The organism is Streptomyces sp. NBC_01275 (assembly GCF_026340655.1).
Classification (GTDB): Bacteria; Actinomycetota; Actinomycetes; order Streptomycetales; family Streptomycetaceae; genus Streptomyces.
This window is the reverse complement of record NZ_JAPEOZ010000001.1, coordinates 660598-678530: the sequence shown is the minus strand read 5'-3', so window position 1 is coordinate 678530 and position 17933 is coordinate 660598. Positions and strand designations below refer to the sequence as shown.

The 17933-nt window shown below is 70.9% G+C and carries 13 protein-coding genes; 6 read left to right on the top strand and 7 right to left on the bottom strand.

Annotation, left to right across the window (positions count from 1 at the left end):
* Window positions 1-32: 32 nt before the first annotated feature.
* The gene (locus tag OG562_RS02975) at window positions 33-2546 is read right to left on the bottom strand and encodes an RNA helicase (RefSeq protein ID WP_266393286.1); all 2514 of its coding nucleotides are present in this window, start codon (window positions 2544-2546) and stop codon (window positions 33-35) included.
* Window positions 2547-2691: 145 nt separating this feature from the next.
* On the opposite strand from OG562_RS02975, the gene OG562_RS02970 reads away from it, so the two are divergent.
* Entirely contained in the window at window positions 2692-3486 is a 795-nt protein-coding gene (locus OG562_RS02970) for a metal-dependent hydrolase (protein WP_266393285.1), read from the top strand.
* Window positions 3487-3554: 68 nt separating this feature from the next.
* Here the strand turns inward: OG562_RS02970 and OG562_RS02965 are convergent, their stop codons facing one another.
* The 4 genes from OG562_RS02965 to OG562_RS02950 form a co-directional block, all read right to left on the bottom strand.
* On the bottom strand, window positions 3555-3809 hold the full coding sequence (locus OG562_RS02965; RefSeq protein ID WP_266393284.1) for a type B 50S ribosomal protein L31: 255 nt from the start codon (window positions 3807-3809) through the stop codon (window positions 3555-3557).
* Between the two features lie 63 nt (window positions 3810-3872).
* Window positions 3873-4343, bottom strand: a complete 471-nt coding sequence (locus OG562_RS02960) for a DUF5709 domain-containing protein (protein WP_266393282.1) — start codon at window positions 4341-4343, stop codon at window positions 3873-3875.
* Between the two features lie 861 nt (window positions 4344-5204).
* Window positions 5205-7001, bottom strand: coding sequence for an ABC transporter ATP-binding protein (locus tag OG562_RS02955; protein ID WP_266393280.1), 1797 nt, complete (start codon window positions 6999-7001; stop codon window positions 5205-5207).
* Window positions 6998-8932 (bottom strand): ABC transporter ATP-binding protein, encoded by a 1935-nt coding sequence (locus OG562_RS02950; protein ID WP_266393278.1) that lies wholly within the window; start codon window positions 8930-8932, stop codon window positions 6998-7000. The genes OG562_RS02955 and OG562_RS02950 overlap by 4 nt, the downstream gene beginning before the upstream one ends.
* Window positions 8933-9175: 243 nt before the next feature.
* Here OG562_RS02950 and OG562_RS02945 point away from each other — a divergent pair, with 243 nt between their 5' ends.
* From OG562_RS02945 to OG562_RS02935, 3 genes are all read left to right on the top strand, one after another.
* A complete protein-coding gene (locus OG562_RS02945; protein ID WP_266393276.1) occupies window positions 9176-9928 on the top strand; it encodes a L,D-transpeptidase family protein in 753 nt (250 codons plus the stop codon).
* A gap of 57 nt (window positions 9929-9985) precedes the next feature.
* Window positions 9986-11692 carry a peptide-N4-asparagine amidase gene (locus OG562_RS02940; RefSeq protein ID WP_323187471.1) on the top strand — a complete coding sequence of 569 codons (1707 nt, stop codon included), beginning with the start codon at window positions 9986-9988 and terminating at the stop codon, window positions 11690-11692.
* Between the two features lie 194 nt (window positions 11693-11886).
* Window positions 11887-13371, top strand: coding sequence for a cation:dicarboxylase symporter family transporter (locus OG562_RS02935; RefSeq protein WP_266393272.1), 1485 nt, complete (start codon window positions 11887-11889; stop codon window positions 13369-13371).
* A gap of 105 nt (window positions 13372-13476) precedes the next feature.
* Here the strand turns inward: OG562_RS02935 and OG562_RS02930 are convergent, their stop codons facing one another.
* Window positions 13477-13974: a MarR family winged helix-turn-helix transcriptional regulator gene (locus OG562_RS02930; protein ID WP_266393270.1), complete on the bottom strand. Its 498-nt coding sequence runs from the start codon at window positions 13972-13974 to the stop codon at window positions 13477-13479.
* Window positions 13975-14067: 93 nt separating this feature from the next.
* Here OG562_RS02930 and OG562_RS02925 point away from each other — a divergent pair, with 93 nt between their 5' ends.
* Together OG562_RS02925 and mltG are read left to right on the top strand one after the other, a co-directional pair.
* Entirely contained in the window at window positions 14068-15879 is a 1812-nt protein-coding gene (locus OG562_RS02925) for an ABC transporter ATP-binding protein (RefSeq protein WP_266393268.1), read from the top strand.
* A 53-nt stretch (window positions 15880-15932) separates the two neighbouring features.
* Window positions 15933-16823 carry an endolytic transglycosylase MltG gene (gene mltG, locus OG562_RS02920; RefSeq protein ID WP_266393266.1) on the top strand — a complete coding sequence of 297 codons (891 nt, stop codon included), beginning with the start codon at window positions 15933-15935 and terminating at the stop codon, window positions 16821-16823.
* A gap of 12 nt (window positions 16824-16835) precedes the next feature.
* Here the strand turns inward: mltG and OG562_RS02915 are convergent, their stop codons facing one another.
* Complete coding sequence (locus OG562_RS02915; RefSeq protein WP_266393264.1) at window positions 16836-17912, bottom strand: NAD(P)-binding domain-containing protein; 1077 nt, start codon at window positions 17910-17912, stop codon at window positions 16836-16838.
* Between the last annotated feature and the right edge of the window lie 21 nt (window positions 17913-17933).

The window sequence follows — 17933 nt, the reverse complement described above, 5'->3', positions numbered from 1 at the left end:
TGCTCTGCTTGCCTCCGTGCCTTCGGCGGTGCTCACAGCTGGCCTACGGCGGTGACGCGGACGACCGCACGGCTCTCGGCGTCGGAGGCCGTGAGGTCGACCTCCGCACTGATGCCCCAGTCGTGGTCGTCGTTCGGGTCGTCGAAGATCTGGCGGACGCGCCACAGGGCGTTCTGCGGCTCCTCCTGGATGACGAGCAGCTTGGGGCCACGGGCGTCCGGTCCGGTGCCGAGGTCGTCGTACTCGTCCCAGTACTTGTCCATCGCCTCGCCCCACGCGTCGGCGTCCCAGCCGGACTCTGCGTCCAGCTCCCCGAGCTCCTCGACGTGGTCGAGGGCGGCGAGCTCGACACGGCGGAACATCGCGTTGCGGACCAGGACCCGGAAGGCGCGCGCGTTGGCGGTGACCGGCTTGACCTCGTCGGCCTTCTCCTGAGCCTCCTCGGCGGTCATCTCCTCCGGGTTGGCCAGCTGCTCCCACTCGTCCAGCAGGCTGGAGTCGACCTGGCGCACCATCTCGCCCAGCCACTCGATCAGGTCCTGCAGGTCCTCGGACTTCAGATCGTCCGGGACCGTGTGGTCGAGGGCCTTGTAGGCACTGGCCAGGTAGCGCAGCACGATGCCCTCGGTGCGGGCCAGCTCGTAGTGGGACACCAACTCCGTGAAGGACATCGCCCGCTCGTACATGTCACGGATGACCGACTTCGGCGACAACGGGTGGTCGCCGACCCACGGGTGGCTCTTGCGGTACGTGTTGTACGCGTGGAAGAGCAGCTCCTCCAGAGGCTTCGGGTACGTGACGTCCTGGAGGCGCTCCATGCGCTCCTCGTACTCGACGCCGTCCGCCTTCATCGCGGCCACCGCCTCGCCGCGCGCCTTGTTCTGCTGGGCGGCCAGGATCTGCCGCGGATCGTCCAGCGTGGACTCGACGACGGAGACCATGTCCAGCGCGTAGGACGGCGACTCCGGATCCAGCAGTTCGAACGCGGCCAGCGCAAAGGTGGACAGCGGCTGGTTCAGCGCGAAGTCCTGCTGCAGATCCACGGTGAGGCGGACGATGCGGCCCGTGGCGTCCGGCTCGTCGAGCTTCTCGACGATCCCGCCGTCCAGCAGCGAGCGGTAGATCGCGATCGCGCGCCGGATATGCCGCAGCTGCTGTTTACGCGGCTCGTGGTTGTCCTCCAGCAGATGCCGCATCGCATCGAAGGCGTTGCCGGGCCGGGCGATCACCGAAAGCAGCATCGTGTGCGTCACCCGGAAACGGGACGTCAGCGGCTCCGGTTCGGACTCGATCAGCTTCTCGAAGGTGTTCTCCGTCCAGCCGACGAAGCCCTCCGGCGCCTTCTTGCGCACCACCTTGCGGCGCTTCTTCGGGTCGTCGCCGGCCTTCGTCAGCGCCTTCTCGTTCTCGATGACGTGCTCGGGCGCCTGGGCGACCACGTAGCCCGCCGTGTCGAAGCCGGCCCGCCCGGCCCGGCCCGCGATCTGGTGGAACTCACGGGCCCGCAGGGTGCGCACGCGGTTGCCGTCGTACTTGGTCAGCGCCGTGAACAGCACGGTGCGGATGGGCACGTTGACGCCCACACCCAGCGTGTCCGTACCGCAGATCACCTTCAGCAGACCGGCCTGGGCGAGCTTCTCCACCAGCCGTCGGTACTTGGGCAGCATGCCGGCGTGGTGGACGCCGATGCCGTGCCGCACGTAGCGCGAGAGGTTGCTGCCGAACTTCGTGGTGAAGCGGAAGTTGCCGATCAGCTGGGCGATCTGCTCCTTCTCCTCGCGCGAGCACATGTTGATGCTCATCAGGGCCTGCGCCCGCTCCACCGCCTGCGCCTGGGTGAAGTGCACGATGTAGACGGGCGCCTGCTTCGTCGCCAGCAGGTCGGTGAGCGTCTCCGTCATCGGCGTGTACTGGTACTCGTAGGACAGCGGCACGGGCCGGGTCGCCGAGCGGACCACCGAGGTGGGGCGGCCGGTGCGCCGGGTGAGGTCCTTCTCGAAGAAGGACACGTCGCCGAGCGTCGCCGACATGAGGACGAACTGCGCCTGGGGCAGCTCCAGGATCGGGATCTGCCAGGCCCAGCCGCGGTCGCCCTCCGCGTAGAAGTGGAACTCGTCCATGACCACCTGGCCGACGTCCGCGGCCTTGCCGTCGCGCAGCGCGATCGAGGCGAGCACCTCGGCGGTGCAGCAGATGATCGGGGCGTCGGAGTTCACGGACGCGTCACCGGTCAGCATGCCGACGTTCTCCGTGCCGAAGATCTTGCACAGCTCGAAGAACTTCTCCGACACCAGCGCCTTGATCGGGGCCGTGTAGAAGGTGACCTCGTCCCGGGCGAGGGCCGCGAAGTGCGCGGCCGCCGCGATCATGCTCTTGCCGGACCCGGTGGGCGTCGACACGATCACGTTCGCACCGGAGACCACCTCGATCAGCGCCTCCTCCTGGTGGGGGTAGAGCGTGAGACCGCGCTCCTGAGCCCAGGACTCGAAGGCTTCGTACAGGGCGTCGGGATCTGCGGTAGGCGGCAAACGATCGATGAGGGTCACGACCCCATCTTGCCTGTCCGCGGGTCCGATGGGGGAATCGGATGCCGGAGCGAAGATCACGACCGCTACGCTGTGTCGCCGACGGAGCGTCAACGCACCCGGTCAACTGGACAGCGGCACACGAGGAATGGGGCGGGCAACGGCCATGATGGGACCAGCACACTCACTGTCGGGCGCCGCGGCCTGGCTAGGCGTCGGCGCGGCGGCCGCCGCAACCGGGCACACGATGCCCTGGCCCGTCCTGCTCGTCGGCGCGCTGATCTGCGCCGGAGCGGCGCTCGCCCCGGACCTCGACCACAAGGCCGCCACCATCTCGCGCGCCTTCGGTCCCGTCTCACGGTGGCTGTGCGAGATCGTCGACAAGCTCTCCTACGCCGCCTACAAGTCCACCAGGAAGCAGGGCGACCCGCGCCGCTCCGGCGGGCACCGCACCCTGACGCACACCTGGCTGTGGGCGGTCATGATCGGCGCGGGGGCGTCGGCGCTGGCGATCACGGGTGGTCGCTGGGCGGTGCTGGCGCTGCTCTTCGTGCACATGGTGCTGGCGATCGAGGGTCTGCTCTGGCGGGCCGCCCGGGGTTCCAGCAGCGATGTGCTGGTGTGGCTGCTGGCCGCGACCAGTGCGTGGATCCTCGCCGGTGTCCTGGACAAGCCCGGAAACGGTTCGGACTGGCTGTTCACCCAGCCCGGCCAGGAGTACCTGTGGCTCGGGCTGCCGATCGTGCTGGGCGCCCTGGTGCACGACCTCGGGGACGCGCTGACCGTGTCGGGCTGCCCGGTCCTGTGGCCCATCCCGATCGGGCGCAAGCGCTGGTATCCGATCGGTCCGCCGAAGGTGATGCGGTTCCGGGCCGGCAGCTGGGTCGAGCTGAAGGTGCTGATGCCGGTGTTCATGGTGCTCGGGGGAGTGGGCTGCGCGGCAGCCCTCAACTTCATCTGACTCGTCTGCTTCATCTGACGGGTGCTGCCAGGGGCGCCGCCGTCGGCGGTGCCGGCTCGGGCTCCGGCTCAGGTCGCTTCGCCCTCGCCGTAGCGCCGCTCGAAGCGGGCGATCCGGCCTTCCGTGTCCACCGTGCGCGCCTTGCCCGTGTAGAAGGGGTGGCTCTCCGAGGAGATCTCCACCTCCACGACGGGGTAGGTCTCGCCGTCGTCCCACTCGATCGTCCGGTCGCTGGTCGCGGTGGACCGGGTCAGGAAGGCGTAGCCGGCGGCGCGGTCGCGGAAGACGACCGGGCGGTAGTCGGGATGCTTGTCCTGCTGCATGGATGCTCCTCGTGCGGTGGCGGTGGCGGTGGCGGGGCAGGGCCGGTCGGGGTCAGGGTCGGGTCAGCCGGACAGGGTGTCCTCGTCGACGATGTGCATCGCGGCCTCCTCGGCGGAGGCGGCCGCTCCGTCGATGCCGACGTCCGTGGCGATCAGCGCGCTCTCCTCGTCCTCATGGGCTCCCTCGTCGGGCGCCACGAGCCGGCCGGAGCGTGCGCCGCCGACCTCGTTGTCCAGGAGTTCCCCGTCGGTGCCGTCGCAGTCGCCGAGGCCGTCCCCGTCGGTCAGCGCGAGGTCCGGGACCTCCTCCGCGAGCCGCTGGTCCAGCGTTTCGCCCTGTCGGCGTTCGGCGGCCGTCACCCCGCTGTGCTCCACGGCCCACGGTCGCTCCGGAGGGGACCAGCCGCGGTCGAGGGGGTCGCCGACGCCGTCGTTCTCCAGCGTGTCCTCCGTGTCGAGGAGCCCCGTATCTTCCTGGATGTCGGACGCGTCGGGCTGGTAGACGTCGTCTCCCCATCCGTCGGCGCTGTTCACGGGTACCTCCAGGGGGTGACGGGCCCGCTCTCACCGTGGTCGGCGGTGGGTCACCGCCGCACGCAGCACCGCCCGAGCGCGGCCTGTGCCGGACGGATCCTGGCCGCTTCCCACGCGGGTGCCGCTATCCAGCGTTCCACCCCGCTTCGGGACCGCGCAACGGCAGAGGCCGGTTCGACCGCCCCTCTGGGTATCGACGTCCACCCCACCACCGGCCCTGGGCCCGACTCTGGCCCTGGGCCCACCACCGGCCCTGGCCCCAGCCTCGGCCCTGGCCCCAGCCTCGGCCCTGGCCCCAGCCTCGACCCTGGCCCCAGCCTCGGCTCTGGCCTCCGCCCTTACCTCGACGCTGACCTCGGTCCGGACCTCCGCCCTGACCTCGACGCTGACCGTGGCTCCGGCCTCGGCCCCGACGCTGGCTCTGGCCCAGACGCCGGCCTCAGCCTCGGCCTTGGCCCCGCCGCTGGCCCTGGCCTCGACCCCGGCTTTGGCTCCAGCTCCGGTCCTGGCCCCAGCAGTGGCCTCGACCCCGATGCCGCCCCGCCGTCCCGGGTGCCAACCCCACCCTCGGCTTTGGGCTCGGTCCCAGAGCCGGCCTCGGTTCCGGGACCGGCCCAGGGCTCGGCGTCGCCCCAGCCCCAGACCGCGCCTGCCCCGGTGCAGGCCCCGACCCCCGCCTCCGTCGCCCACACCCGCCGAACCAGCGCCGACACGCACCGCACCAGCGCCGACACGCACCGCACCAGCGCCGACACGCACCGCACCGGCACCTGCCACGAGCCGCGTCGGCGGCGGCGGTGGGCCGTCGCCTACGTACTCGCCTTCATCCGGGCCCTGGCCCCCGCCCCCGTGCTCGTCCCCTCACCCGTGCCACGACCGCCACAGTGCCGCGTACGCTCCCTCCGCCGCGACCAGCTCCGTGTGGCTGCCCAGCTCGCTGATACGGCCGCTCTCGACGACGGCGATGACGTCGGCGTCGTGGGCGGTGTGCAGGCGGTGGGCGATGGCGACGACGGTGCGGCCGTCCAGGACATGGGCGAGGGACCGCTCCAGATGCCGGGCGGCACGCGGGTCGAGCAGCGAGGTGGCCTCGTCCAGGACCAGCGTGTGCGGGTCGGCCAGCACCAGCCGGGCCAGCGCGATCTGCTGGGCCTGCGCCGGAGTGAGCGCGACGCCGCCCGAGCCGACCTCGGTGTCCAGACCGCCGTCCAGCGCCCGCGCCCAGCCGTCCGCGTCGACCGCGCCCAGCGCCGCCCACAGCTCCGCGTCCTCGGCGCCGGTGCGGGCCAGCCGGAGGTTGTCGCGCAGGGAGCCGACGAAGACGTGGTGCTCCTGGTTGACGAGGGCCACGTGCGAGCGGACCCGCTCGGCGGTCATCCGGGACAGCTCGGCGCCGCCGAGGGTGACCTGGCCGCTGCGCGGCGCGTAGATGCCGGCGAGCAGCCGGCCCAGTGTGGACTTGCCCGCGCCCGAGGGACCCACCAGGGCCAGCCGGGTGCCGGGCGCGACCTCCAGGGACACCTTGCGCAGCACGTCGACGCCCTCGCGGTAGCCGAAGTGGACCCGGTCGGCGAGCACGTCGCGTCCGTCCGGCGCGAGCCCGCTGTCCCCGCCGTCTGGCTCGATGTCGCGCACCCCGACGAGGCGGGCCAGCGACACCTGGGCCACCTGCAGTTCGTCGTACCAGCGCAGGATGAGGTTCACCGGGTCGACGAGCATCTGCGCCAGGAGCGCGCCGGTCGTCAGCTGACCGACCCCGATCCAGCCGTGCAGGACGAACACCCCGCCGAGCATGAGGACCGAGCCGAGCACCGTGACGTGCACCATGTTGATCACCGGGAAGAGCACGGACCGCAGCCACAGCGTGTAGCGCTCCCAGGAGGTCCACTGCTTGATCCGCTGCTCGGACAGCGCGATACGGCGGTCGCCGAGACGGTGGGCCTCGACGGTGCGCCCGGCGTCCACGGTCTCGGCGAGCGCGGCGGACACGGAGGCGTACCCCGCGGCCTCGGAGCGGTAGCCGCCCGGAGCCCGCTTGAAGTACCAGCGGCAGCCGACCACCAGCAGCGGCACCGCGACCAGCACGGCCGGCGCCAGGGGCGGCGCCACGACGACGAGTCCGCCGAGCAGCAGTGCCGCCCACATCACGCCGATCGTCAGCTGCGGCACGGCCTCGCGCATCGCGTTGGCCAGCCGGTCGATGTCCGTGGTGATGCGGGACAGCAGATCCCCGGTCCCGGCCCGTTCCAGCACCCCCGGCGGCAGCCGCACCGACCGTACGAGGAAGTCCTCGCGCAGGTCGGCCAGCATCCGCTCGCCGAGCACGGCGCCACGCAGCCGCACCTGCTGCACGAAGACGGCCTGGACGACCAGGCCGAGCACGAACAGCGTGGCGATGAGCCCGAGGTGGAGCTCGCGGGCTCCGTCCGACAGCCGTTCCACGAGGTCGCCCAGCAGCCACGGGCCCACCATCGAAGCGACGGTGGCGACCGTGTTGACGAAGAGGAGGAGCAGGAAGGCGCGGCGGTGCCGTCGCAACAGTTCGGACACGTAGGCGCGGACGGTCGCGGGGGCCCCGATGGGCAGTGTGTTCGCCGTCGTCGGCGCCGCCGGGTCGTACGCCGGTGGCGCCACGCCGATCTTACGGACGCCGGTCATGCGGTCTCCTCGATCTCTTCTCGCGCTTCTTGCTCTTCTCGTGCTTTTCGCTCATCTCGCGCTTTTCGTTCGCTCTCGTCGAGAGCGTCCAGTTCATGCAGCTCTTCCAGCTCTTCCAGCTCTTCCAGTTCGTCCAACTCGTCCAGTTCATCCATCTCGTGCGCTTCGAGTTCCTTCAGGACGCCACTCAGGGGGGGCTCCTCGTCGGTCTCACGGGTCACCACGGCCCGGTACCGGGGCTCGGTGCGCAGCAGCTCGCGGTGCAGGCCGACCGCGGCGACCTGGTCCTCGTGTACGAGGACGACCAGGTCGGCCCGGTCCAGCAGCAGCGGGGACGAGGTGAACACCACCGTGGTGCGCCCCGTCCGCAGCTCCCGCAGCCCCTGCGCGATCCGTGCCTCGGTGTGCGAGTCGACGGCGGAGGTGGGCTCGTCCAGGACGAGCACCTCCGGATCCGTGAACAGCGACCTGGCCAGGGCGAGCCGCTGCCGCTGGCCGCCGGACAGGGAGCGGCCGCGTTCGGTGATGCGGGCGTCCATGGGGTCATCGGCGTCCAACGAGCCCTGTACGAGCGCCTCGAGGACGTCCCCGCACTGGGCGGCGGCCAGTGCCGCCTCCGCGTCGACCTCACCGGAGGCGGGAACGTCGAGCAGGTCGCGCAGGGAACCCGAGAGCAGCACCGGGTCCTTGTCCTGGACCAGGACGGCCGTGCGCGCGGAGTCCAGTGGCAGCTCGTCCAGCGGGACCCCGCCGAGCAGCACCGACGGGCCGTCCACGGCGGGGTGTCCCCCCAGCCGTTCCGCCAGCCGCCCGGCCGCGTCCGGGTCGCCGCACACCACGACGGTGAGCCGGGCGGCCGGGGCGAGCAGTCCGGTGGCCGGGTCGTACAGGTCGCCCGAAGGGAGGTCGGCCGCCCGCGATCCACCGGCGTCCGTGACCCGCTCCAGAGACAGCACATGGGCCGCCCGTTTGGCCGACGGCCGCGAGAAGGAGTAGGCCATCGCGATCTCCTCGAAGTGCCTGAGGGGATAGGCCAGGACCATGACGGAGCTGTAGACGGTGACCAGTTCGCCGACGGTGATACGGCCCTCGCGGGCCAGGTGGACCCCGTAGCAGACGACCGTGATCAGCAGCAGGCCGGGCAGCAGGACCTGGATCGCGGAGATCAGCGACCACATCCGCGCGCTGCGCACGGCCGCGTGCCGGAGTTCCTGCGAGGCCTGGCGGTAGCGGTCGAGGAACAGCTCCTCGCCGCCGATGCCTCGCAGCACCCGCAGGCCGGCCACGGTGTCCGAGGCCAGTTCGGTGGCGCGGCCGGCCTTCTCGCGCTGGACGTCGGCCCGTCGGGTCGCGCGGGGCAGCAGGGGCAGTACCGAGAGCGCCAGGACGGGCAGGCCCACGGCGACCAGGACGCCGAGCGCCGGCTGGTAGACGGCGAGGCCCACACAGACCAGGACGACGGTGAGGGCCGCGGCGGTGAAGCGCGACACGCCCTCCACGAACCAGCCGATCTTCTCGACGTCGCCGGTGGACACGGCCACGACCTCGCCGGCCGCGACCCGCCGGGTCAGCGCGGAGCCCAGGTGGGCGGCCTTGCGGGCGAGCAGCTGCTGGACGCGGGCGGCTGCGGTGATCCAGTTGGTGACGGCGGTGCGGTGCAGGAAGGTGTCCCCGAGTGCGGTGGCGGCGCCGAACAGGGCCATCAGCCCTCCGGCGAGGGCGAGCCGGGCGCCGGAGCGGTCGACCGCGGCCTCGACGGCGTACCCGACGCAGAACGGCTGCGCCGAGACGGCGGCGAAGTGCAGCAGTCCCCAGGCCAGGGATGTGAGCTGGCCGCCCAGTTGGTTGCGGCCGAGCCACCACAGGAAGCGAGGTCCCGAGCGCGCGTCGGGCACGCCCGGGTCGGGATACGGAAGGTCTTGGATCTGCATGACGTCCCAGTGGCTCGTGTCAGGAGGGGAGGGGGAAAGGGATGAGAGGGGGGCGGGCGAAGGGAGCGGGCGGCGGAAGGAAGGACCGCGGGGAGCGGCAGCAAACCGTGAAAGGTTCGCGTCGCGGTGTGGTCAGAATCAACCTATTTTCCGCGGTGGCGTAAGGATCCGGCGGTCGGCCGACGCGGCCCGGATGTCCGTAACCTCACGCAAACGACCGGAAAGTGATGCGAGCATGGGCCGATGCGACATGGCGGTGTACGGCGCTGGAGCGCCTCGACGGCGGCCTGCGGTTTCCTTCTCGCGGCTCTCTCCGCGTGCGGTGCGGCGGGAGTGGGACAGGGTGACGGCGGCCGGGCGGGAGCGGGCGCCGAGGGTGCTCGCACCGCGCCGAGCACGACCCCGACGGCTCCGACGACCCGGATCCCGGACGTCGGCGACCGGTTGCAGGGGCGGATTCCCTCCGTGTCCCGCCAGGTCCTGGCGGTGTACGGCGACGGAGAGGACTCCGCGGACGCCACGGCCGTGCTCTATGTCAAGCGTGGCCCGACCTGGGAACCTGTCCGCAACTGGCCGGCGCACAACGGCAAGAAGGGTTGGACCGCCGACCATCGCGAGGGCGACAACCGCAGCCCCGTCGGCGTGTTCACGCTCACCGACGCGGGCGGCGTCCTCGCCGACCCCGGCGCCCGGCTGTCGTACACGCAGGCCGACTCCTTCGCCGCGCCGCGGGAGTGGGAGAGGTCCCACTGGCATGACTTCGACTACGTCATCGCCATCGACTACAACCGCCTCAAGGGCAATCCGCCCGACGACCCGACACGGCCCGGGGGCGAGGAGAAGGGGGGCGGGATCTGGCTGCATATGGACCACGGCAGCGGTACGTCGGCCTGCGTCAGCCTGTCCCGAGCGGCGATGGAGTACCTGCTGCGCACGCTCGACCCGGATCGTCATCCCGTCGTGGTGATGGGGGACCGGGCCGCGCTGAAGGCGTAGCACTCCCGAGGGAGGCGTCATTGCGGGGAGCGGGCAACTCCCCGTAGAACACCGGCCATGAGATGCCGGATTATCATGTCCATGCTCACCGGGGCGATCCTCCTGGCGGGCACAGTCCTCGGGGTTCCGTCCGCGCAGGCGGCCGTCGCGGGCGAGGCCGCTCCCCGGTCCGCCCACGGCCACCAGGAGATCGCCGCCGACGCTCCAGCCCGTGTCCCAGCCCGCGTCCCGGCCGATGTCCCAGCCGAGTTCGGCGCCGACTGGCACGACCCCCTCACCGCCGCCCCGCCCGTGACCAGGCCGGACGCCAAGTCCTGCCAGGTCACGATCGCCGAGGCCCAGTTCCGTGACTTCACGCCGTACCGGGGGACGTACACCCCGCCGGACGGGTGCGGCGACCGCTGGAGCAAGGTGGTGCTGCGACTCGACGGCAAGGTGAAGGGGCGGCAGTTCGACCGGCTCGGGTATCTGCACGTCGGCGGTGTGGAGGTCTTCCGTACGTCGACTCCGGAGCCGTCGCCCGATGGGATCGAGTGGGCCGTGGAGAAGGACGTCACTCGCTACAGCGACACGTTTCGTCAGGCCCAGGACGTGGAGATGCTCATCGGCAACGTCGTCGACGACACGTACACGGGCGTGATCGACGTCAAGGTGACGCTCACTTTCTACGCGGGTCACCGCGAGGGAAAGCAGGCCGCGGCCGTCCCTGACCGCGTCCTCACCCTCGCCGACGGCGCGACCCTCACCACGCCCCGCAACAGCGAACGCGTCGTCGCCGAGGTGTACGCCACCGGCTCCGGCGGCGGCTGCGAGGAGTACTGGTACCTGACGGTGCCCGCGACGGCCCCGTACTCCTGCCAGGCAGACGACGGCCCCTACCGTGAGGTGCAGATCAAGGTCGACGGACGACTTGCCGGAATCGCCGCCCCGTTCCCGACCGTATGGACCGGCGGCTGGTCCAACCCCTTCCTCTGGTACGTGATCCCGGGCCCGCGGGCCTTCGACGTCAAGCCGATCGAATACGACCTGACGCCGTTCGCCGGCCTGCTCAACGACGGCCGCCCGCACCGCGTCGAGGTGTCCGTCGTCGGTGTGCCCGAGGGGCAGAGCGGCTGGAGCACACCGGTCAACGTGCTCGTCTGGCAGGACGCCGGCAGGGCTCACGTCGGCGGAGAACTCGTCACCCACAAGGAGGGCGCGCTCACCGACTCCGTCGTCCACACGCCCGGTACGGAGCACCGCGTCGACACCCGGGGCGGCCACCGCCTGACCGTCAGCGGATACCTCGACACCTCGCACGGCCGCGTGACGACCACCGTCACCCGCACCCTGGCGAACACCTCCGCGCACCGCTGGACCGACGGCGAGAGCGTGGACGGCCTCGACGCCGTCTGGACGGACGACGAGTCGGTCACCGTCGGCGGCCGCGAACCGGCCCGCACCGACCGGACCGACCGCACTCACCGGACGTACACGATGAACGGCACGACCACCCTCGGCGCGGACGACCGCCTGCGCACCGTTCTGACCCTCGGCGACCGGGCCGACGCCGTCACCACCCGAAACGGTCGGCGCACGGCCTGGTCGCGGCTCGACGACACCTACACGGGCGACGCCACGTTCACCGTGAACGTGCCGCGCGACCAGCGCCACGCCGTGGGCACGACGAGCGAGCGCTACCGGCTGCGCGGCTCATCGGGTTGTTACGACCGTGCCTTGACGACCGTGCAGGGAGTCCTCACGGAGAACCGCGACGGTTGCTGACCTGCTGACCTGCTGACCTGTTGGCCTGCCGGTGGTGTGCGATGCGTCACGCGCGGGGTGATTTACATATTCGCAACGTGGAGGTCTTCCGCGTGAGCGAGAAACCCTCCAGAGTGATCGCCACGGAAGCCGCTTTCCGTATCGCAGAAGTCCCGTTCGGCTTCTGCGGATCACCGTCCCCTCTAGGAGTGCCCGTGCCGCCGTCCGTCCCGTCTCTGCCGCGACGCGTCGCACGCATACTGCGTACCTCTCTCTTCGCGCAGGTCGCCTGCGCGCTCGTGCTCGGAATCGCCGTCGGGAAGCTGTGGCCCGACGTGGCCACGGATCTTCAGCCGCTCGGCGACGGCTTCACCCGGCTCATCAAGACGATCATCTCCCCTCTCGTCTTCTGTGTGGTCGTCGTCGGCATCGCCAAGGCCGGCGACCTGAAGGCGTTCGGCCGGATCGGCCTCAAGGCCCTGATCTGGTTCGAGGTCGCCTCCACGGCCGCCCTGCTGATCGGTCTCGTCGCCGCCAACGTCGTCCAGCCCGGCTCGGGAATGCACGTCGACCCGTCCACGCTCGACACCTCCGCGGTCGACGCGAAGACGGGCGGCGGCTCGCTGCCCACGACGACCGAGTTCATCGTGAACGCGCTGCCCACCAGTTTCATCGGCGCCTTCGCCGAGAACTCCCTGCTCCAAGTGCTGATCCTGGCCTGCCTGGTGGGCGCCGCGCTGCTGCACCTCGGCCACACCAAGGTGCCGCAGGTGCTGCCCGCCATCGAGCAGGCCCAGGAGATCATCTTCGCGATCGTCGGCTTCGTCATGCGGCTGGCCCCGATCGCGGTGTTCGGCGCGATGGCCGTCCTGATCGGCCAGTACGGCCTCGGCGTCATCGAGACGTACGCCAAGCTGATCATCCTGTGCTACGCGGCCGCCGCGCTGTTCATCGCGCTCCTCGCCGTCGCCCTCAAGGCGGTCACCGGGCTCAGCCTCTGGAAGTTCCTGCGCTACATCCGTGAGGAGATGCTCCTCGCGCTCGGCACCGCCTCCACCGAGTCCGTCATGCCGCGCGTAATGCAGAAGCTGCGCAAGGCCGGCGCCCGCGACGACGCCGTGGGCCTGGTGCTGCCGACGGGGTACTCCTTCAACCTCGACGGCGCGTCCCTCTACCTGTCCATCGGCACCCTGTTCATCGCACAGGCCGTGGGCGTGGACCTCAGCCTGGGGCAGCAGATCACCGTGGTCCTGGTGCTCATGCTCACCAGCAAGGGCATGGCGGGCATCCCCGGTTCGGCCTTCCTCGCCCTGTCCGCGACCGCGTCCTCGCTCGGCGCCATCCCGGCCGGCGCGGTCGCCCTGCTGCTGGGCGTGGACCGCATCATGGACTCGATGCGCGTCGTCACCAACCTCCTCGGCAACTGCGTCGCCGTCTTCGCCGTCTCCCGCTGGGAGGGCGCGCTGGACATGGAGCGGGCGAAGAAGGTGCTGAACGGCGAGGTCGTCCCGGCAGCGGGTAACTCCTTGGAGGCCCCTCAAGATTCCTCGTCGGGCGCCACGCCGGGCGCCTCGGCGGACGTTTCGAGGGATGCGGAAGCCGGGGAGCCGACGGGCTCCGAGAAGCCGGAAGCGGCCGAGGCCCCGGCGGCGGTTCCCGCTCAGCTCACCAAGGAGACCGCGGCCGAGACCAGTAGCTGACGGACACCGGCACAACGGGCCGCGGCCACCCCTTCCGCAGTACGGAGGGGTGGCCGCGGCCCGTTGTCGTGCAGTTCGGCAAGGCGTGGTCCCACCGGACGTGGTTCAGCAGGTCCGCCCCCGCCCTCGTCCCTGCCCCCGGCCCTGCTCCGGTGAGCGTCCCCGCTCCTGCACCCCGTCCACCAGCGCGTCCAGCAGTCCACTCAGGACATGGCGCTCCACGTCCGTCAGCGGATCCAGGATCTCCTGCGCGGCGGACACGCGCGCGCCCCGCAACTCGCGCAGCGCCTCGTGCCCGTCGTCCGTGAGTTCGATCCGGATGACCCGGCGGTTGGTGGGGTCGGGCATCCGGCGCACCATGTCGTTCGCCTCCAGCCCGTCGACCAGCGTGGTCACGGCCCGCGGGACCACCTCCAGCCGCTCGGCGAGGTCGGCCATGCGCGGCGGCGAGCCGCAGTGCGCCAGCGTGCGCAGCAACCGGGCCTGGGCCGGCGTGACGCCGAGGCCGCACTGCTCCAGATGGCGCTTCTGGATGCGGTGCACCCGGCGGGTGAGCCGCAGCAACTGCTCGGCGAGCAGGCCGTCGGGATCGGGGGTGGTCATGCGGGAACAATATCAGGACGCCATTCATTGTGAGTATAGGTAACAATGAGCTATGCTCTGTCAGTCCTCACCGTCTCACCCTCCGTAGGAGCCATGCCCCGCGACCACATCGACTGGACTCCCCCTCCCGGCACCTCGACCGACCAGCCTCGGCAGGTGCGCCGCATCCTCCGACTCTTCCGCCCCTACCGCGCCCGCCTCGCCGTCGTCGGCCTGCTCGTCGCCGCCTCGTCGCTCGTCTCCGTCGCGACTCCCTTCCTGCTGAAGGAGACCCTCGACGTCGCCATCCCCGAGGGGCGCACCGGCCTGTTGAGCCTGCTCGCCCTCGGCATGATCCTCAGCGCCGTCCTCGCCGGCGTCTTCGGCGTCCTGCAGACGCTGATCTCCACGACGGTCGGCCAGCGCGTCATGCACGACCTGCGCACGGCCGTGTACGACCGCCTCCAGCGCATGTCCCTGGCCTTCTTCACGCGCACCCGCACCGGTGAGGTGCAGTCCCGCATCGCCAACGACATCGGCGGGATGCAGGCCACCGTCACCTCCACCGCGACGTCCCTGGTCTCCAACTTCACCAGCGTGGTCGCCACCATCGTCGCGATGATCGCCCTCGACTGGCGCCTGACGGTGGTCTCGCTGCTTCTGCTGCCGGTGTTCGTCTGGATCAGCCGCCGCGTGGGCAACGAGCGCAAGCGGATCACCACCCAGCGCCAGAAGCAGATGGCCTCGATGGCCGCCACGGTCACCGAGTCGCTGTCGGTCAGCGGCATCCTGCTCGGCCGCACCATGGGCCGCTCCGACTCCCTCACGCGGTCGTTCGCCGAGGAGTCCGAGAGCCTGGTGGACCTCGAGGTGAGATCCAACATGGCGGGCCGCTGGCGTATGGCCGTGATCGGTATCGTCATGTCCGCCATGCCGGCGGTCATCTACTGGACCGCGGGCGTGACCCTCCAACTCGGCGGCCCGGACGTCTCCCTCGGCACGATCGTCGCCTTCGTCTCGCTCCAGCAGGGCCTGTTCCGCCCCGCCGTCAGCCTCCTGGCGACCGGCGTGCAGATCCAGACCTCGCTCGCGCTCTTCCAGCGCATCTTCGAGTACCTCGACCTGCCCATCGACATCACCGAGCGCGTGAACCCGGTCCACCTCGACCAGGTCAAGGGCGAGGTGCGCTTCGAGGACGTCGCGTTTCACTACGACAAGGACAATGACGCGGTCGGGCCCGTCCTGCACGACATCGACGTCACCGTCCCCGCCGGCGGCAGCCTCGCGATCGTGGGCCCGACGGGTGCCGGCAAGTCCACGCTGGGCTACCTGGTGCCGCGGCTGTACGACGTGACGGGCGGCCGGGTCACCCTGGACGGCGTCGACGTCCGCGACCTGGACTTCGACACCCTCGCCCGCGCGGTGGGCGTCGTCTCGCAGGAGACGTACCTCTTCCACGCCTCGGTCGCCGAGAACCTGCGGTTCGCCAAGCCGGACGCGACCGACGAGGAGCTGTACACGGCCGCGCGCGCGGCGCAGATCCACGACCACATCGCCGGCCTGCCCGACGGGTACGACACGGTCGTCGGCGAGCGCGGCCACCGCTTCTCCGGCGGCGAGAAGCAGCGTCTGGCCATCGCGCGCACCATCCTGCGCGACCCGCCGGTGCTGATCCTCGACGAGGCGACCAGCGCCCTGGACAACCGCACCGAACGGGCCGTCCAGGAGGCCATCGACGCGCTCTCCGCGAACCGCACCACGCTCACCATCGCCCACCGGCTGTCCACCATTCGAAGTGCCGACCAGATCGTCGTCCTGGACGGCGGCCGGGTGGCCGAACGGGGTACGCACGAGGATCTCTTGGAGCAGGACGGGCGGTATGCGGCCCTGGTGCGCAGAGACGCCCGACTGGAGCCGACGAGCTGACAGTATGCCAAGTTATGTCGCATTTGCTGCGATATGAGGGTTAACGTGCCCGCATGCAGATGAACACTCCGCCACGGAGCACGATTCGACTGACGCGCCGGGGCCGTCTCGTCCTCATCGCGACCGGAGCCGTCGCGGCCGGCACCGCCGTGGCGGTGCCGATGCTGAACCTGGAGCATCGGGAGGAGCCGAAGAAACCGACCGCCCTGGTCATCCCGGAAGGCTGGCGCGCGAGCCAGATCTACGAGGCGGTCGACAAGATCCTCGCCCTGCCCGCGGGGACCACCCGGAAGACGCTGCCGCAGGCCGGCCTGAAACTGCCGAACGACGCCGACGGCAACCCGGAGGGCTACCTCTTCCCGGCGACGTATCCGCTGGGCGAGAAGGCGACGCCCCAGTCGCTGCTGTCGTTCATGGTCGACACGGCGAACAAGAAGTTCAACGGGGCGCCGACGGCCGCCGGCGCCCAGCGCAACGCCATGAACGTGTATCAGGCGGTCACCATCGCCAGCCTCGTCCAGGCAGAGGCCGCCACCGAGGTCGACATGGGCAAGGTGGCCCGGGTCGTCTTCAACCGGCTGGAGCGCGGCATGCCGCTGCAGATGGACTCCACCATCAACTACGCGCTGAACCGCTCCACGCTGAAGACGACGGCGAACGACACCCGCATCGAGAGCCCTTACAACTCCTACCAGCGCATGGGCCTGCCGCCGACGCCGATCGACAACCCCGGCGAGGAGGCGATGCGCGCGGCGATCAGCCCCACCCCGGGCGACTGGCTGTACTTCGTCACGGTCAAGCCCGGCGACACCCGCTTCACGGCGGACTACGCGGAGCACCTGCGCAACGTCGCCGAGTTCAACCGCAACCAGCAACAGAACCAGCCACAGAACCAGAAGCAGCGCCAGAATGGTCCGCAGAGCCCGTCGGCGCCGGTCAGGTGACCTGGTGGGGCGTCAGGCAGCGACGGGCTGTTCCGCCAGCAGCCGCCTGATGTCCCGGACGGCGGCGCGACCGGCCCGGTTGGCGCCGATGGTGCTGGCCGACGGCCCGTAACCGACGAGATGGACACGCGGATCGGCGACCGCGCGCGTGCCCTCGATCCGGATCCCGCCGCCCGGCTCGCGCAGCCGCAGCGGAGCGAGATGGTCGACGGCGGCCCGGAAACCGGTCGCCCACAGGATGACGTCGGCGGCCACCTGCCGCCCGTCGTTCCACTCCACACCGTCGGGGGTGATCCGGTCGAACATGGGCAGCCGGTCGAGCACCCCGTCCGCCAGCCCCGCGCGGATCGCGTCGTTCAGCGGCAGCCCCGTCACGGACACCACGCTCCTCGGCGGCAGCCCCTGCCGCACCCGCTCCTCCACCAGGGCGACCGCCGCGCGCCCCGCGCCCTCGTCGAAGGGCCCCTCGCGAAAGACGGGCGGCCGCCGCGTCACCCACGTGGTGTCGGCCGCGTACGGCGCGATCTCCAGCAGATGCTGGGTCCCGGACGCCCCGCCGCCCACCACGACCACCCGCTGACCGGCGAACGCCTCGGGGCCCGGGTAGTGCGCGGTGTGCAGCTGCCGTCCGCGGAACGTCTCCTGGCCCGGATAGCGCGGCCAGAAGGGCCGGTCCCAGGTGCCGGTGGCGTTGATCAGGGCCCGTGTGGACCACGTACCGTCGGACGTCTCCACGAGCAGCCGCCCGCCGGAGCCCTCCCGGACGGCCCGCACGTCCACCGGCCGTCGCACCCGCAGGTCGAAGCCGCGCTCGTAGGCGTCGAAGTACTCGACGACGACCTCGGACGACGGCCGATCCGGATCGGCGTCCGTCAGCTCCATGCCCGGCAGCGCATGCATCCCGTGCACCTTGCCGTACGTCAGTGAGGGCCACCGGAACTGCCAGGCGCCGCCCGGGCCGGAGGCGTGGTCGAGCACCACGAAGTCACGCTCCGGTTCGAAACCGGCGCGCCGCAGGTGATAGGCGCCGGCCAGACCCGCCTGACCGGAGCCTACGACGACCACCTCGACCTCACGCATGTCGTTCACGGTTCTACCAACAGTGCGGAG

Bases quoted from the DNA above. Each gene is read 5' to 3' on its own strand.
- OG562_RS02970 (WP_266393285.1), top strand. From the start codon at position 2,692: ATGATGGGACCAGCACACTCACTGTCGGGCGCCGCGGCCTGGCTAGGC.
- OG562_RS02965 (WP_266393284.1), bottom strand. From the start codon at position 3,809: ATGCAGCAGGACAAGCATCCCGACTACCGCCCGGTCGTCTTCCGCGAC.
- OG562_RS02955 (WP_266393280.1), bottom strand. From the start codon at position 7,001: ATGACCGGCGTCCGTAAGATCGGCGTGGCGCCACCGGCGTACGACCCG.
- OG562_RS02950 (WP_266393278.1), bottom strand. From the start codon at position 8,932: ATGCAGATCCAAGACCTTCCGTATCCCGACCCGGGCGTGCCCGACGCG.
- OG562_RS02945 (WP_266393276.1), top strand. From the start codon at position 9,176: ATGCGACATGGCGGTGTACGGCGCTGGAGCGCCTCGACGGCGGCCTGC.
- OG562_RS02940 (WP_323187471.1), top strand. From the start codon at position 9,986: ATGAGATGCCGGATTATCATGTCCATGCTCACCGGGGCGATCCTCCTG.
- OG562_RS02930 (WP_266393270.1), bottom strand. From the start codon at position 13,974: ATGACCACCCCCGATCCCGACGGCCTGCTCGCCGAGCAGTTGCTGCGG.
- OG562_RS02925 (WP_266393268.1), top strand. From the start codon at position 14,068: ATGCCCCGCGACCACATCGACTGGACTCCCCCTCCCGGCACCTCGACC.
- mltG (WP_266393266.1), top strand. From the start codon at position 15,933: ATGCAGATGAACACTCCGCCACGGAGCACGATTCGACTGACGCGCCGG.